Origin of the sequence: Treponema sp. OMZ 805, from assembly GCF_050937395.1 — a bacterium.
Classification (GTDB): Bacteria; Spirochaetota; Spirochaetia; order Treponematales; family Treponemataceae; genus Treponema.
In genome coordinates this window covers 1-15,531 of the sequence record NZ_JACCLP010000002.1, presented here as the reverse complement: position 1 = coordinate 15,531, position 15,531 = coordinate 1, and the positions used below count along the sequence as shown (strand labels likewise).

The window sequence follows — 15,531 nt, the reverse complement described above, 5'->3', positions numbered from 1 at the left end:
ATAGCGTACGTACAATCAGCGAGTTTGCAGCAAGCAAACTCGACGTGTTTTTCAGCCGCGCTATTTGAGCGGCTGAAAATAAACGTTGAAATAGTATGAACTGCTACAATTCCTGTTATTTCGTTATCTTTACATTTCTTAATGATAGTTTGTGCATTATTAAAAAAAACAGGACGCTTTGCCAGAAAATCAACCAAAATATTTGTATCAAGTAAGACTTTCATATTTCGTAACCGCAAATTCTATAGCTTCTTGTTTATAATCAATATCCGGCGGTAGGCAACCAGCATACTGTATCAGGGCATCATAAGCTCTATTTTTTTCTTGCTGGGGTATTGTTACAATATGTTGTCTATTCGTTTTTTTCATTTTTACAAATAAATATTCAATATAATGCTGCACTTCCTGCTGCAGCTCCTTTGAAAGCATATTGTATTGCCGCATCATTATATCGTTCATAGAACGCTCCTTATCTATCCATCCCATAGCAGTATAGCACACTTTACCGTTTCATTAAACTCTGCGAGCTTGGTGGCGTTTGCAGCTACTGTGATGACAAGCGGCGTTTATCATTTATCGAAAATGCAGCATCACCATTTCCCCCTGCTGCAAGACGAACTGTTTACCGGTACATATAAACCTTAGTTCATGACTCCCCTTATTTTCAACAACGACCTCAGGCTACATCCCTTGCTTTACTTGGCAACGGCAAGGCTCACGGTTAGTTGGGTGCAGGGCATTTCCTAAAAGAGAAGATGCCCTGCAAAGCCGGTAGGGAATGGATTAAAACATCTTGCTTCGGTTCTATCGGTTTTATAACCATATTCGGCGGGCAGCATTTTTGAACGGCTTTATTGGAGCCGCTCAAAATAAGCATAGCACATTTACCGGCAATTAAAAACATGTCATCTCTTAGCATCTGCAGAACGGACAGGGATGTACGCTGTTCAACAGACCTGCGGTACTTTTTTGCCTAACTCCTTGCATCTGCTCCGCCTATTTGCAAAAAGTTGATTTTTATAGAGCCTTTATTTCTTCAACGGAAAGGCCTGTTCCTTCAGCTATTTTATCAATATCAAAACCAAACTGCTTAAAAGCCTTAGCCGTTTCAAGTTTGGTTTGATAGGCTCCCTGAGATATACCTTGTTCAATGCCTGTGGCAAAGGCTATTTCCCGTTCTTCTGCTCGTTGTACGGCTATATCGGTTTCATAATCATATTCGGCTAGTAACAAGTTTATAATTTTTCTATTTCCGCTTGAGTAAGCCCTGTACCCTCAGCAATTTTTGCTATCGGTATACCCATTTTCTTAAAAGCTAAAGCTGTTTTTATTACTCCATCGGAAAAGCCTCGCTTAATACCCTGTTCAATACCCTGTTGTATTCCTTGTTGTATTCCAATTCTTAGACTTTCTTCTCTCTGTACTGCGATGTCTGTATCGTAATCATATTCGGCTACTAACATATTTATTACCTCCCGTGATTTTCTCTGTAAGTATTCTTTTAAGATTCCTTTTTCTATACATATCTTTACCGCATTGGTAAAGCCATTTTCAGGATCAAGTTGCGTTTGTTTTCTTACCTCTTCAACAAAGAGACTGTATTCTTCAAGCGGTTTACAGCGGCTCAATACTTCTGCTCCTTTGTCCTTATTTATGTTATATACCTTTACCTCAAGCTCCAGCGGCACTTTTTCTGGTTTTGTTATAAACGCATCAGATAACTTTAGAACTGTAGTTTCAGGGTAATCTTCCTTGCCGTTATAGAAAACGTAGAATTCCGGCGTAGGTATTTTAGACAGCTTTCTTAAATATCTATCGGTCGGAGCTTGAAGTTTTTCATAGAGCCTTGCTATGTATTCTAAAAAACGCAAAGGCATGTTTTCGTTTATGGTGGATTGATGTTCTGCAAGAACGATAATCTTATTGTCGACAAGGCAGGAAACATCGTTGATTATGTTCATATACATAACATTATCGAGCCTTATGTTTTCTACAGGACAAGACATTTGCAGATTTGTTCCGTGCAAAGCGTTATATAGCGATAAAAAGTTTTCTTTAGCCTTTTCGTCTTCTGCAAAAAGATCGACAAAAACCGAATCTTTATATTTTCTGTTTGCCGTAGTCATAGCTGTTTCCTCTCTTGTTGTATTATAGCATAGATGGGCAGGTTTTAAAGAGGGGGTACCCTCAGCGATTTTTGCTATCAGTATACCCATTTTCTAAGCTAAAGCTGATTTTAGAGAGACCTTTAGCTGTAATCAACAAAGGTCGATTATTCGTGCCTTGTTCCTTATGGTTTATCCAAAAACAGCTTTCCGTAAGATAGCATTTATGCGTGGTTGGTACTCTTGAGTTTCAATCTGTAACGCTTCTATTATGTCACTATCAATACTAACCTGTACAGTGTGGTTTTTACGTTTTTGTAATGTTGTATGAAGCTCATAATAAGGACGAAATTGTTTAAGCTCCTCTTTTGTCTGCTTTGGGCAGTCCGAAAAATCAGTATTTTGAAAATTTTTGATTTCGTTTAGCCGTTCTTCCGTAAGCGGCGGAAGATTTTTAACTTCATCGAGCGTCATAGTTTTCATAATATTCTGCATCCTCATCAACTTCGGCTTTTCGTGCAGAGATAAGCCGTATTGCTGATGTTTGCAGCTACTGTGATGGCAAGCGGCGTTTATCGTTTACCGAAAATGCAGCATCACCATTTCACCCTGCTGCAAGACGAACTGTTTACCGGTACACATAAACCTTAGTTCATTGCTATCCTTATTTTCAACAACGACCGTTACTTTCTTCTGCACCGGTATCGGCATCGTAAATGACTCGCCTTTTTGCAATCTAATCGAAGAAACAGGCTCCATATCATTTTTTTGCTGATTCACCGTTTGCGCACTATTCTTCCGCGGTTGTAACTGAATGTTTGAAAGATGATCGTATTCAGACGGAGATTCTCTTTGAATATACGGCTCTGTTTCATCAAGATTTAGATCCCGATTCAGTATTCTTGCATTTCTTGCAAAGGCTTCGGTTTTATCATGAGTATCCGTTTGAGTATCTCCTGCCGTTGAAACCGTTAAATCGGCAACACCGGCTAATACGGTGATAGGAAAGTAAAGCGCTCCGGTAGTCGGGGTACTTGTGCATGACATCACACTGATGCACAATATGCAAAAATATACATAACATCGTAAGTATTTCATATCTCAAACCTCCGTTTCTCGATAGTATCGGCAGCTTTCCAATGCGTAATGAGGTATCAATGCGTAATGTACCGCCCGGAACGACTATGTAACCTTTCAAAATCCTCATATCCATGCTACAATAGTCCCCGAGGAGAAACAGCCATGAGTACGGCGAACAGAAAGTACAAAGATTCACTGTCCAATACGGTACGTCCATATACCGTATTGGACGATGAGTTTTTCAGATGAAAAACTCACTTCTGCATGGAATCACCGCCATCCGTGGCGGTTCTGCATAGCCACCGCTTTTGGAAATAGACGATGCAGATACAAGGAATTAGGCAAAAAAGTACCGCAGGCACGGTCAAAAATGTACATCCATGTACATTTTCGACCTACGTGTTTGCAATGCAAACACGTTACTGATTGGAACCAGCGGCATCCGTGCCGCTTCTGAAACGTTGAGGACATTTTTTTGCCGTATGACACCGTAGATGCGTCGTATATTTCCAAAAGAAAATCAAAGGAGGTATTGAACATGTTACTCGCCGAATATGATTATGAGACAGATATCGCAGTGCAACGAGCGGAAGAACATGAAATAGCCTTTGCTCAAGGTATTGAACAAAGTATTGAGCGCGGCTTTGCGGACGGCTCCCACCAAAAAGCGCTCGAAACAGCAAGACTGATGAAGAATGAAGCTTTTGACATGAGCATGATTGCAAAGCTGACGGGTCTTTCCAAGCTTGAAATCGAAAAGTTGTAATCCAATCGGGAATAGCATTCTGCTTTACATTAACGTTCCACATATTTAATTATATGACTTATAGCGCATATTTTTTCAATTGACAAAAAAAGCCGCTTATTCAACGCGGTGTTAAACACTAAACACTAAACACTAAACACTAAGCACACATAAAGAAAAGACAAAAAAAAGACCTTAGGAAGCAACTGCTTCCTAAGGTCTTGCAAGAGTTCTACAATCCGGGATGCGTTAAAACCGATGAAGGTTTATTCCGCAGCCGCCGGATTGAACGGAAACGCTTAGCGTACATGCCGTTTAAAGGCAGCATCCTTAACGGTGTACATTACATTATCGATATGGAAACCGTCTTGGTTTGACAGTACGGTAAAGCTGCGATAGCCGTTAAATTTAGGCATGGGAAGCGCATCTTTTACATCCGTTTCGGCGTTCACGGAACCGAAATCACCTCTAACTTTCGCCTTTGTAAAGCTAAATTTAGCTGCCCGATAATCCAACCACGCACTCTTCATAGTTGTGTTATAGACATAACCAGCTACAGTAGCGTACGGCTGACCGGTCAGTGAGCCAGCAGTTTTTACGTCCGTGTCAACAACAGGCGTACCCGAATAGGTAGCCTTATCGCCTGCAGTAGCGCGCAGTCTTATCGAAGCGGGCGTAATTGTCCAGTTACCAGCAACAGCACCAGATTGATTAGACTTTACAACCGTCGGCACAATTACGAGAGCAATTTCCGTACCTTCCGCCGTAACAGACATCAGTACCTTATCATTAACAGCCGCACCTAAGGGGTTATCATCTTTATCGACAAATTTCGTGGCCATACCACTGATAACAGTGTTAATATTGGCAGGCAGCTGCATATCGAAAACAAGTTCGCTCTCTGCATACGGCTTTCCTACCGTGGAACCAAGCGTTTTAGTGTCATCCAGCTGTAAGGCGGGGGCGCTGTTACCGTTTGTAATATCGAGCACACCGGTTGTTGAAAGGCTTGCAGGGTTGTCGGTGGGGAAGCCGGAAGCAGCAGTACCGGAAACCATAGTACCGTTTATTATTAACCCTGAGTCGAAAGTATACTTAACGCTCTTAAGACCGTCATCGGTAGTAAAGCTGACTACCGGCGACTCGTGCTTCTCGCGCACCTTGGAGTTGGCTTTCTTGGTGTCATAGGAATAGATAACCTTTGCATAGTACACCTTGCCAAACTGCAATCCCTTCAATTCCGCTTTATAATGCTCCGGAACAGGCGGAGCAGCGGACACGTGTTCTACTTTGTAAGTCAGTTCGTTTGCGTCCTCAAGATTCTCCTTCTCCGATACAAGTATGGCATAGTTTTCACGCTCAAGAACGGAGTTAGCCGTTTTATCCAGATACAACATGGCTGCGTCTTTCATCGGGTTCCACGTCAAAGTCGGATCTGCGGTGTTAATGGCAATTTTATCGCGTCCAGCTACCGAAGAAAGCGCATATTCCTTGCTAGATGCGCCTTTCAACACAAAGTTCCAGGCATCGACTGCATCTTTTGCATAGACAACGTCTTCACCCACAAAAGATGTTATTCCTTCATCGCCGCCGAATTCCACATCTTTATAGTGCGCTTTAACGTGATAAGGCTGGTCGACGACAATGTCTTTATCATCCACCTTGCAGAGGAAATAGGTAATCGAGTTACCGCCACTAGTAACAACATGACCGTTTATCGGCTTGTCGCCGTTAATTTTTTTCGCTTGCGCATCGGCGCCAAGATAGAAATCGGCTGTTGCCGTCGGATAGTTACCATTCAATTGCGCTTCCAAATACCAGCCTTTAAAACCGTACTTGAGCGCTACCTTATCGAGCGTTGTGGGGTTTCCTACTTTAACATGGTGAGCCATGCGGGCAAGTTCCACACCGTCTTGATTGCTGCAGCGGAAGCCGAGCCAGAATTGGTCGCCGACCTGAATATCTCTGCCGAACCACTGCTTTATTTTGCCGTAGTCAATTTTTACATCACCTAATGTGTCGGGCGTAAGTCCATTTTTAGTCGCATGACCTACAATCAACGTTTCGCTTAATGCTTCTTTTTCCGTTCTTCCAACGCTGAAATCCCAGTCGACATAGTTAGTCTTTGCTTCCTCAGTACCTTCGATAACCTTACCGCTCGCTGATGCATTCTGCTTTACCTTATACACGATCTTTTCACGAACCGAACGGGTCAAAAAGTCAGAAGCCTTGATAACGTTAATCGGGATGGTAACCGTATCCGGTGCAGCCATATCCTGCTTGGCTCCCCCGCCCGTATACTGTGCGGGATTAGCGTGTTTACACGCAAACGTTACAAACAACATCGCTGCGGTAAACAGTACAAAAAGTGTTTTTTTCATAGATTAAATCTCCTTCCAGTTGTGGAATATTTAATTTTTTAGTTGTATAAGATCGGCTGACAGCCAACTCCCTTATACACTGCTGTTTATATAGTAAGGGCAAAACACGAATATGTCAAGCCACCTTTATTGACAACATTATATTTCCTGCTGTAAATAATCAATATTTCATTGCAGCATTGTTTTTAGCGAAGTTTCCAATACTTGAGAAAAATTTATACCTTGCATTTCTGCTTTCCGTTTTAGCGTATACGGAATAGTACAATTTGTTTTAACGCGCCGGTTATCCATTTGATTTTTCACAAAATCAGGATAAATGGTAATGGCATACACTATATCACCGGCATTTGTTTGTATATCAGAAAAATTTTCAATAGGCAACGTATCACCGTCTTTTTCCATACCGTATATATGCAATTCGAGCGCTTCTTGCGCCATTGCTTGCGCCTCTTGAAAGTTTTTTCCGTAACTTACACAACCTAAAACATTCGGAAAATAGACGCTATAAGCGCCGTTTCCAGCCGGTTCAAAAACCGCTAAATAAGTCATTTTACGCATATATGGTCTCCTATTTTAATCCTGCTTGCTTTAAAATACTATTCAAAGTACATGGCTTTAAATCTCCGCTGTGCATAGGAATGGTTACTTTTCCTTGCCTTTCCGAATGTTTAAGCTGGAAATGAGACCCTTTTGTTTCGTAAACATACCAGCCGTTTTGATTTAAGAGCTTTAATACTTCTTTTGCAGTCATAACTATACAATACGTACTTTTAATGCGTATGTCAAGTGTTTCTCACGGAAATCAATTTTTACCTACAACCATTCCTGACGGGCATAATGAAGCATTTCCTTTGCACTGAGATTTCTATAGTCCTCTATATCACTCTTAAGTGTCGGTTGATTGTCCTTTTTTTTCAAAAATTGATTTCCGTGTTTTTGACACACTAGCGCAGGGAATGCAACAGTTTCTGCTTCATTGCAAAGAGCGTCTTTGTAAGCGACACCTTGTAGATGTGCGGGTTGAGCAGACGGCGGGAAGTCGGGTGTAAACATTCCAGTTGCCGACTTGCCCGCTGGTGCATCTCTTGCAGTGTTTCCTTTTTACCGGTGTATACGCCATCGGTAATTTTTAGGTGGAGCAATTCCTCTGCCTTTGCCGCCTTAAACGAGAAACTTTGGTAGTCATTCAACGGATGATAGTAGGTGTTCATTGCTTCGGCATCGAGCGTTTCATCATATAAACCGATAATATCAGCCTTAAAAAATCCGTCGTTGTCGTAGAGCCGCCACACTTGTTTAATGCCCGGATTGGTAATCTTTGCAGGATTATCCGAAAGCTTCATAACCGGCAGCCATGTTCCGTCGCCGGATTGACGCGCGGCAAGTTTGTAGACACCGGTAAACGAAGACTCTTGCCCGCCGGTTACCATGTGAGTGCCGACCCCCCAAGAGTCAATCGGCGCTTTGTTCAAAATGAGCGATTCGATAATTTCTTCGGTTAGTTCGTTGGAAATGGAGATTTTAGCTTCGGGTAATCCGGCGGCGTCGAGGCGTTTCCGTACTTCGGTACTTAAATACTGCATATCCCCCGAATCGAGTCTGACACCGAAGTTTTTCCCTTGTGCTTGCAGTTTTTTTCCTACTTTTATTGCCGCCTCGATACCGGAACCGAGCGTGTTGTACGTGTCGATAAGGAATACCGATTTATCGGGATAGATGGCGGCATATTGTTCAAATGCCTCTTCTTCGCTGGGGAAGGACATTACCCATGCGTGAGCCATGGTACCCATCACCGGCACACCGTAAAGCTTTCCGCCGAGTGTATTGCTGGTACCGGCAGCTCCGCCGATAATAGCCGCACGAGTCGCACTCATTGCACCGTCCGCCCCCTGTGCGCGCCGTAATCCGAATTCCATAATGGAAGATTTCCCCGACGCAAGCCAGATGCGGGCGGTCTTTGTTGCAATCAAACTTTGAAAGTTGATAGTATTAAGGATAAGCCCTTCAAGAAGCAAGGCTTCGATAATCGGCGCTTCAATGCGCAGTACCGGCTCGCTGGGAAATATAAGGCTCCCTTCATCCATTGCCCATACCGAACCTGAAAAGCGGAAATCCTTGAGATAGCTGAGAAAGTCATCGTCAAAAAGGTGCAAGGTCGCAAGGTAGGCTATATCGGATTCATCAAAGTGAAAGGCTTGAATCGCTTCGAGCAGCGGCTCAAGTCCTGCAAGAACCGCGTAGCCTCCTCTAAACGGATTGCGCCTAAAAAACATATCAAAGACACACGGCCGATTGTTTTGGCGTTTAAAATAACCTTGAGCCATTGTTAGCTCATAAAGATCCGAAAAAAGCGCATTGGTAATCATCATTACTCCTTTCTAACTGTTTTGCTCGCAAATAAGCTTAAGGAAAACCTCTAAAAAACTGAGGTTTTTAGAGGTTCTCAGATCAATTTCCATACCTCGCTACTCTCCGATGGAGAGAATAAGAGCAATTTCACCAAGAGGGAGATCGACTTTTTCGGCGATAAAGTCGATCGAGAATCCTTGCCGTGCCAGTTCGACAACTTGTTCCCGGGGATTCAAAAGAGGAGAGACTTTTGCCGCAGTTTCGGGGATGCCGATAGGTTTTTTATAGATCATCACGGTATTTTTTTTAGTATCGGCTGCCGGTTCACCATCTCCTTGCGGTGAAGTTCGATAGGCGCCAAGAAATTCTTTTTGCATTCGCCATTTTTCATGCTCCTGCTCAACAAGCGCAATATGTTTATCTGTATCAGCAAGCAGCTTTTCTATCTGTTGAATTTTATTTTCAAGTACCGTTACTGCATGATCCGATTCATGTTCAATGTCGATAATAAGCCGATTTACTTCTTCCCGAATACGGTCGCGGTATGCATTTTGCGAAAAGTTATGCGATGTCTTTCGATAAAAAACAATCATTAAAATAATATTAATACAGAGCAGTATGAGGGCAGCAATAAGCATAGGAATTATCCTGAAATATCGATTTTTTTTCCAAGCGATGGGTCTTGAATATAATATGATTTTTCGTCCGTAAGAGGCGAATCCTGTTTTTGCTTTTGAGGGGTATCGTTGAATGCTCCTCCGGAAGAACCGTTTGAACCGTCTTTATTTATCGCCGTTTTCTCGGCTCCTGTGGCTTCGGTCTTCTGTACCGTTTGCTGGCGGCGCGCAGCATCTTCCTTATTGGCTTGCTGACTGTTTTCGAATTCTGCAGCAAATGTCTGCCGCGCGTCTCCTTGAAGCTTTCCGACCTTATCAAGTTGAGTATAAAGTGTCTGCAGATCAATCGGTTGAATACCCACTGGGCGTCCTCTTTACGTCTTCATCATTGGTATAATCTTCATAAGGACCATACCGCACGAGACCGTTTTGCAAGAAGAATGTTGTTGCTTTGCAATCAACCCGAACATCTTCGATAATATCTTTAATAACGATTCGTACACCCGTATAAATATTTCCGGAAACAGATACCCGCCCTTCCGTTTTAAGCGCAGTAAGATAATCCCGTATCCGTTCTATCTCGTTCCGCAGTTCTTTAATCTCCGTCTCGTTAATATAGCGTAGCTCTTTTTTCTTTTTAAGCAACGCTTCTTTTTCTTCGGAAAGCTCTTTGAGAATCTTTTTTTGACCTTCAAGCGATTTTAAATCCAGCTTCAACGCAGTGAGCGCTTTTTCGGAGGCAAGCAACTTTTTCTCTAATATGATCAACTGCTCTTTACTGCGCGGATCAAACCCTACGCTGATAATTGTGTCGGAACCGCCTGCCGGACTACCGAGATTTCGGGCATAGACCCCTTCGCATGCAGTTACTTGGCTGCCGATAATATCCGCACGTTTTCCGCGGCAGATAACTTTATGGTTAGCAATAATCTTCGAATTTAAAATACCATCAGATACGACAACCATGTCGCCGGCTTCTACCAATTCAATATTTTGAATAAATTTTGACCATATTGACTTGCCTGCACGAATATGTCCGCCTTCTTTTCCGGCAATACCTTGACTGACGACGATGTCTCCTTCCGCATCCAATGATGCCTTCCCGACAGTGCCTTTTACTTCGATATTACCCGCAGCCTTAATAGAGAATCCGTCGTCAACATTCCCCTTAACGTATACGGTTCCGAGGAACATAATATTGCCGGTCTTAATCGACACATTGCCCTCAATCGTCATAATCGGTTCGACATTGATCTTGTTCTTTATCAGCAGAACTTGTCCCTTCGTTTCGGCAACAACCGTCAGATTATCCTCTGCCAATCGGGTGTTCTTTCCCAATGGGATGGGGATATCCTTACCGGCAGCAGCGGGCAGGTATTTACCGGTAACGGTTCTTCCGCTCTTTCCTTCCTCAGCGGGAACCTTTTGGGCGAGCGGCTGCCCTTCAATGACATTTTGAATAAGATTAAGCTCTTTAAAATCAATCTGCCCGCTCTTGTTTTCTTTGAGGCGCAGCTGTGAATTATCGGTTTCAAAGTTGAAGAGTATCTTAGCATCGGCGCCTTTTTGCGGCGGCGTTCCTTCCGCAATCAGATAATTTTCTCGATATACGGGGCTGTCTTGGAATTGCTTAACTCTTTTTTCGTTAACACCTGAAACAACACGATTATTTGATAAGAAGGTGATAATCATATCTGCCGACACATCGGCGCCGCCGGGCATCGGGGGTGACACGAAAAGGTATGCCCTCATCTCATCATCACTGATTTCAACAGACATCAGCGCATCATTGCCGGGCAAGTATTCATAATGTCCGATTCTGACATATTCATCCGCACATGCCTTGACAATCGGTTTTAAAATTTCATCCGGCGGAACCGCCACATTCCTGTCGCGTATTTTTTCAACGACATCGGCAAGCGCTACTTTTCTACCGTTACCGCTGGGCGGCGTAACTTTTAGGAATACGCCATCGGGAGCGCAGAACACATAAGCGGCTCCGTCTCTATTCATATTTTCTTCCGACACTTCTTCGGCGCCGAGTCCTGTTACGGTTTCTGTGTGAATAGTAGGTCTCTGTACTTTGTGCGCTTCATAAGCGCGGATTTTCCATTCTTTAGGGTTTAAGACAAAAAAACCCGATGCACCTTTTTGTAAAATTTCATAGTCGATAAGAGAGCGGCGTAAACCAAGCTCAACAGCAGCATTGTCAATCGCTTCTTCGAGGGTTTGCCCGGTAACTTCAACAAAAAAACGGGAGGAATCCTTTTCATATTGTTCCTTCATCTGCTCCCGAATTTGTTCAAAATGTATCATAGCAACGCTCCTACCGGATACCCTTACGAATATTGCTCAATTTTGCTTTAAGTTTTAGATTTGCACTGGTGTGAATCTGAGATACTCGCGATTCGGTTACCTCTAATACTTTTCCAATTTCCCGTAATGTCATATCCTCATAGTAATACATGATTAATACTTTTTTCTCTCTATCGGGAAGTTCATTAATTGCATCCACGATAATTCGCTTCATTTCTTCCCGCTCTACAATGACATCAGGATTAAGCGAAGTAGGCGCTTCGATACTGTCTACAACCGGCGTTTGCTCGGAATCATCCGATCCAAACCGTAAATCAGTAAGGGAAATAATACTGGTACCCGAAATCTTTAATAAAACCTGATGGAATTCTTCCACACTCATACTGAGCGCTTCGGCAATTTCCGAATCGGTTGCAGCATGCCCCAACCGAGCTTCCAAATCCGCTATCACTTCTTCGATTTCACGGGATTGCTGGCGTACCGAACGGGGTACCCAATCAATTGAGCGTAATTCATCGAAGATAGCGCCGCGGATGCGTGTTACTGCATAAGTATTGAATTTTACATTTTTTTCGGGATCATATTTATCGATAGCATCCAGAAGACCGAATACACCGTAGCCGACTAAATCATCAAACTCAACATTATTCGGCATACCGACGGCAACTTTACCGGCAACGTATTTTACAAGAGGTGCATATTTTATAATAAAAAACTCACGAAGATGCGGGTCTTGCGTATGTTTATATTCAAGCCAAAGCTCGTCTTCCGGTCTCGTATCTAAACTGACATTTCCCATACTCTATCAACACCCACCCTCTAATCCTCAGTTGCTAAAACGGTTCTAATTGCCTGAGCCATTACCTTACTATCGTTGCCGTCAGTTTGAATGCCGGTCATCGAAAAACCGCTGGTATCCATTTGCATACTGTCATCAATATTTTCAGTTTCAGCAAAACTATCATCATCCATAAATGAACCCGCATCGGGTAAATCCGATAAGTCGCTATCGTCTTGAGGACTGTCGTCAAAAGAAAAGGGAGAAGCATCCAAAGATTCGGTGTTTTTCCGAGCATCACCGCTATCGGAGATATCCGAAGTAGAGTCCGCAGGAACTGATTCCGTACTTTGCGGCTCTGTCTGCATTTCTGCAGCATTCGGCGGTACAGAAGTCTCCGCGTTATCGCCTGCCGTTACCGGCGCTGCGGCGCCTAACTCGTCATCAAGGGTAATATTAATATTTGCCCCGGAAGAACTATTCGCCGTTTCAGCGATATCCGATGACGCCGGCGAGGTAAAAAGATCGGGGATGAATCGCTCCAAGAGAATCCGTGCGCAAAACACAAAGCCTCCGGCTCCTACACCGGCAATAAGCCCCCTTCCTAAAATATGTAAGAACCGTACCCCACTTATCAGTCCGATAAGCATAGATAACACGCATGTTGCACCGGCAATGATTAAGGGAGCTTTTAGCTTCAACACGGACAAACCTCCACTTCAATAGCTTATGCGAATTTCTATCTCTCGTCAAGGTATTGCCTGAAAATTCTTCCGGGTAACCGCATCAGACACTTCCTTGAATATCCCCGCAGAAAAATGAGGCTGTTCACCCAGAACTGCTATGGACGTATAACAGTTGAAGATGGTGCCTGATGCGTTTGCCTATCTGTTAGAAAAAAATAAGGGGTCAAAGAATAATGACGACTTATTTTTCGCAATCTTGCAAAGAAACCGGTTAAACCTTAAATTTATTAACTTCGGATACTAAGCTTTCAATATTGTGTTTATTTTTTTGTGTAATTTCATTTACTTCCTGCACGGCATTATTGATTTGAACCGCTCCCGCTGCCATTTCATTCATACTGTCGGTAATGACACGGGTAAGATCGTTCAGCTTCTGCATCTCTTCCGCAACCCCTTCGCCACCTTTGAGCATTTCGGCAGAACCCTCGCTTACTTCAACCGTTACCATATTGATATTTTTAATTGCGGCAAGCACTTCTCTACTACCATTTTCTTGTTCACGCATTGCCTCAGTCAGACGGTCGCTCATTGACTTTACCTGTTCCGATAAGTTAAAGATAGTGCTGAATTTTTCTTCGGCTGTTCTGGAAGAATCCGAAAGTGTTTCGATTTCTCCGCTTAATATTTTCAGTGTTGCAGTTATTGCCTTGCCTTGCGTTGCGGAATCTTCCGCCAGCTTTCGGATTTCGTCGGCAACAACTGCAAACCCCTTACCGGCTTCCCCTGCGTGTGCGGCTTCTATTGCAGCGTTCATTGCAAGTAAGTTTGTCTGCGAAGCGATATGCTGAATAACGCTCGACGCTTCCAACAAGCCTCCCGATTCTTCTGCAATTTTCTGCGTTACGGTATTGGCGGTTACGACTGTTTCTTTGCCGTCTCCGGTTGCGGAAGCCAACTTTTTAATAACGCCGTCGGTACTTTCAAGCGTCTTGGTAATTGAAGCGATATTTGCAACCATCTGTTCTATAGAAGAAGATGATTGTGCAACACTTTCCGCCTGCATTTCGATACTGCCATTAAGCTGCTTAATCGTTCGAACGATCTCTTCGATAGTAGCTGCCGTTTCGGTTACGCTTGCAGCCTGTGTCATTGCCTGTTGTTTTACACCTTCGATATTGGCGCTTATTTCGTTGATGGCGCTCGCGGTTTCGACCATGTTGGAAGCGAGTTCATTTCCAATTTCTTCCATTGATCCGCTATTTGCACCGACAGCACGTACCGACAGGGCAAGTTTTTCTATTGTTTCGTTGAAATATGCGGACAAATTCGTTATTTCATCATTTCCAATAACCGGCAGGCGAACCGTTAAATCTCCTCCACCGTGAGCAATATCCCGCAATGCAGCGACAACAGCCTGAACAGGCTGCATCATTTTATAGGCGATAATATACACAATGACAAGCGATAATACTAAAATAATAATACCGGTAAGCATAATGCCTCTGCGAAGCGCATTTACGGTTCTCATAAATTCATCCACCGGAGCTTTTATAATAACAGTCCAACCGGTCGACGGTATGGTTGCATAAGAGGCTATATTAGTGACGCCGTTATACTCATAATAGCCCACTTCGCTTTTTTGGGTGTCAAGTGCATGCCGGGTAAAAGTTGCTAACGAAGTAAGCGATGAGTCTGTTCTTGCCATTTCTATCGCATTTTGTTTGCCGGTTACTCGCTCATAATTCTTATTCGCTATGGTAGTACCGGTTAATCCGAGTATGTAACACTCGCCTGTTTTTCCAACGATAATATCCTCTATTTCTTGGGAAAGCAATTTTGCCGGCGCCGCCGCACTCAGAACACCGATGATGGTATCCATGTCGTCATAGACCGGAACAGCAAAGAGTATTTGCATATTATTCGTTATTTGCGAAAGGAATGGTTCCGTAATATAGTTTTTCCCCTTAGCAGCGGCCCGAAACCATTCTCTGTCACTTACAAACGTGAGGGCTCTATGCGCGTCATACCGATTACCTTCGAGATCGCACACGCCGAAGTAATCTATTTTTGTATTCCGTTCCGCTTCTATTGTTATCATTCGCGCCTTTTCCTGCAATGAAAGACTGTTATCACGTAAAAACGGCATACGGGCAAGTCCCTCTACAAATTGTACAAAGGAAGAGGCTCTTCCGTCGACAATCTCTGCAACGTCTGTCGCCTTGTCGGTAAGATGGACTTCAATTTTTTCTATAACGGCTTTACGTGCTGTCCTTATTGCCAAAGTTCCCAGCGTAACGCCCGCCGCTAAAATCAATAACCCAAAAAATAAAACAAGCTTATATCTAAGCGGGAAGATTCGTTTTCCGGTATTCATAAGATACCTCCCGTCTTGCAATGATGATTTCCGTACGTACGTATCGGGGGGGGGGGGGGGGGGGGGTTTTTTTTTTTTTTTTTTTTTTTTTTTAGATTTC

The 15,531-nt window shown here is 43.3% G+C and carries 15 protein-coding genes and 1 pseudogene; 1 reads left to right on the top strand and 15 read right to left on the bottom strand.

Annotated features, from left to right (window positions below; all coding sequences use genetic code 11):
• Positions 1–207 precede the first annotated feature (207 nt).
• The 5 genes from HGH47_RS01845 to HGH47_RS01825 all read right to left on the bottom strand — a co-directional run bounded on the left by HGH47_RS01845 (position 208) and on the right by HGH47_RS01825 (position 3,203).
• The gene (locus HGH47_RS01845; protein WP_212565530.1) at positions 208–459 is read right to left on the bottom strand and encodes a hypothetical protein; all 252 of its coding nucleotides are present in this window, start codon (positions 457–459) and stop codon (positions 208–210) included.
• Between the two features lie 558 nt (positions 460–1,017).
• Positions 1,018–1,233, bottom strand: a complete 216-nt coding sequence (locus HGH47_RS01840) for a hypothetical protein (RefSeq protein ID WP_016522172.1) — start codon at positions 1,231–1,233, stop codon at positions 1,018–1,020.
• Positions 1,234–1,235: 2 nt separating this feature from the next.
• Positions 1,236–2,126: an Rpn family recombination-promoting nuclease/putative transposase gene (locus tag HGH47_RS01835; RefSeq protein WP_212565531.1), complete on the bottom strand. Its 891-nt coding sequence runs from the start codon at positions 2,124–2,126 to the stop codon at positions 1,236–1,238.
• A 171-nt stretch (positions 2,127–2,297) separates the two neighbouring features.
• Positions 2,298–2,588: a BrnA antitoxin family protein gene (locus HGH47_RS01830; RefSeq protein ID WP_212565532.1), complete on the bottom strand. Its 291-nt coding sequence runs from the start codon at positions 2,586–2,588 to the stop codon at positions 2,298–2,300.
• A 96-nt stretch (positions 2,589–2,684) separates the two neighbouring features.
• Positions 2,685–3,203 (bottom strand): hypothetical protein, encoded by a 519-nt coding sequence (locus tag HGH47_RS01825; RefSeq protein ID WP_212565533.1) that lies wholly within the window; start codon positions 3,201–3,203, stop codon positions 2,685–2,687.
• Between the two features lie 493 nt (positions 3,204–3,696).
• On the opposite strand from HGH47_RS01825, the pseudogene HGH47_RS01820 reads away from it, so the two are divergent.
• A pseudogene (locus HGH47_RS01820) lies at positions 3,697–3,951 on the top strand (hypothetical protein); the annotation flags it as partial.
• Between the two features lie 278 nt (positions 3,952–4,229).
• Here the strand turns inward: HGH47_RS01820 and HGH47_RS01815 are convergent.
• From HGH47_RS01815 to HGH47_RS01770, 10 genes are all read right to left on the bottom strand, one after another.
• A complete protein-coding gene (locus HGH47_RS01815; RefSeq protein ID WP_432909939.1) occupies positions 4,230–6,311 on the bottom strand; it encodes a hypothetical protein in 2,082 nt (693 codons plus the stop codon).
• A gap of 168 nt (positions 6,312–6,479) precedes the next feature.
• Complete coding sequence (locus tag HGH47_RS01810) at positions 6,480–6,869, bottom strand: type II toxin-antitoxin system HicB family antitoxin (RefSeq protein ID WP_253675738.1); 390 nt, start codon at positions 6,867–6,869, stop codon at positions 6,480–6,482.
• A 10-nt stretch (positions 6,870–6,879) separates the two neighbouring features.
• Complete coding sequence (locus HGH47_RS01805) at positions 6,880–7,062, bottom strand: type II toxin-antitoxin system HicA family toxin (protein ID WP_432909936.1); 183 nt, start codon at positions 7,060–7,062, stop codon at positions 6,880–6,882.
• Between the two features lie 193 nt (positions 7,063–7,255).
• On the bottom strand, positions 7,256–8,677 hold the full coding sequence (locus HGH47_RS01800; protein WP_432910358.1) for a nicotinate phosphoribosyltransferase: 1,422 nt from the start codon (positions 8,675–8,677) through the stop codon (positions 7,256–7,258).
• 99 nt (positions 8,678–8,776) lie between these two features.
• Positions 8,777–9,298 (bottom strand): hypothetical protein, encoded by a 522-nt coding sequence (locus HGH47_RS01795; RefSeq protein WP_432909934.1) that lies wholly within the window; start codon positions 9,296–9,298, stop codon positions 8,777–8,779.
• A gap of 5 nt (positions 9,299–9,303) precedes the next feature.
• Positions 9,304–9,639, bottom strand: a complete 336-nt coding sequence (locus HGH47_RS01790) for a hypothetical protein (protein WP_206182343.1) — start codon at positions 9,637–9,639, stop codon at positions 9,304–9,306.
• Entirely contained in the window at positions 9,620–11,593 is a 1,974-nt protein-coding gene (locus HGH47_RS01785; RefSeq protein ID WP_253675740.1) for a FapA family protein, read from the bottom strand. The genes HGH47_RS01790 and HGH47_RS01785 overlap by 20 nt, the downstream gene beginning before the upstream one ends.
• A gap of 10 nt (positions 11,594–11,603) precedes the next feature.
• Positions 11,604–12,392, bottom strand: coding sequence for an RNA polymerase sigma factor WhiG (whiG, locus tag HGH47_RS01780; RefSeq protein ID WP_253675741.1), 789 nt, complete (start codon positions 12,390–12,392; stop codon positions 11,604–11,606).
• 20 nt (positions 12,393–12,412) lie between these two features.
• The gene (locus tag HGH47_RS01775; RefSeq protein WP_212565540.1) at positions 12,413–13,075 is read right to left on the bottom strand and encodes a hypothetical protein; all 663 of its coding nucleotides are present in this window, start codon (positions 13,073–13,075) and stop codon (positions 12,413–12,415) included.
• A gap of 253 nt (positions 13,076–13,328) precedes the next feature.
• Complete coding sequence (locus HGH47_RS01770; protein ID WP_432909929.1) at positions 13,329–15,431, bottom strand: methyl-accepting chemotaxis protein; 2,103 nt, start codon at positions 15,429–15,431, stop codon at positions 13,329–13,331.
• Between the last annotated feature and the right edge of the window lie 100 nt (positions 15,432–15,531).

What these genes read in the sequence shown, in the direction of transcription:
- HGH47_RS01845 (WP_212565530.1), bottom strand. Translation starts at nt 459, where the DNA reads ATGAACGATATAATGATGCGGCAATACAATATGCTTTCAAAGGAGCTG.
- HGH47_RS01835 (WP_212565531.1), bottom strand. Translation starts at nt 2,126, where the DNA reads ATGACTACGGCAAACAGAAAATATAAAGATTCGGTTTTTGTCGATCTT.
- HGH47_RS01830 (WP_212565532.1), bottom strand. Translation starts at nt 2,588, where the DNA reads ATGAAAACTATGACGCTCGATGAAGTTAAAAATCTTCCGCCGCTTACG.
- HGH47_RS01825 (WP_212565533.1), bottom strand. Translation starts at nt 3,203, where the DNA reads ATGAAATACTTACGATGTTATGTATATTTTTGCATATTGTGCATCAGT.
- HGH47_RS01815 (WP_432909939.1), bottom strand. Translation starts at nt 6,311, where the DNA reads ATGAAAAAAACACTTTTTGTACTGTTTACCGCAGCGATGTTGTTTGTA.
- HGH47_RS01810 (WP_253675738.1), bottom strand. Translation starts at nt 6,869, where the DNA reads ATGCGTAAAATGACTTATTTAGCGGTTTTTGAACCGGCTGGAAACGGC.
- HGH47_RS01805 (WP_432909936.1), bottom strand. Translation starts at nt 7,062, where the DNA reads ATGACTGCAAAAGAAGTATTAAAGCTCTTAAATCAAAACGGCTGGTAT.
- HGH47_RS01800 (WP_432910358.1), bottom strand. Translation starts at nt 8,677, where the DNA reads ATGATTACCAATGCGCTTTTTTCGGATCTTTATGAGCTAACAATGGCT.
- HGH47_RS01795 (WP_432909934.1), bottom strand. Translation starts at nt 9,298, where the DNA reads ATGCTTATTGCTGCCCTCATACTGCTCTGTATTAATATTATTTTAATG.
- HGH47_RS01785 (WP_253675740.1), bottom strand. Translation starts at nt 11,593, where the DNA reads ATGATACATTTTGAACAAATTCGGGAGCAGATGAAGGAACAATATGAA.
- whiG (WP_253675741.1), bottom strand. Translation starts at nt 12,392, where the DNA reads ATGGGAAATGTCAGTTTAGATACGAGACCGGAAGACGAGCTTTGGCTT.
- HGH47_RS01770 (WP_432909929.1), bottom strand. Translation starts at nt 15,431, where the DNA reads ATGAATACCGGAAAACGAATCTTCCCGCTTAGATATAAGCTTGTTTTA.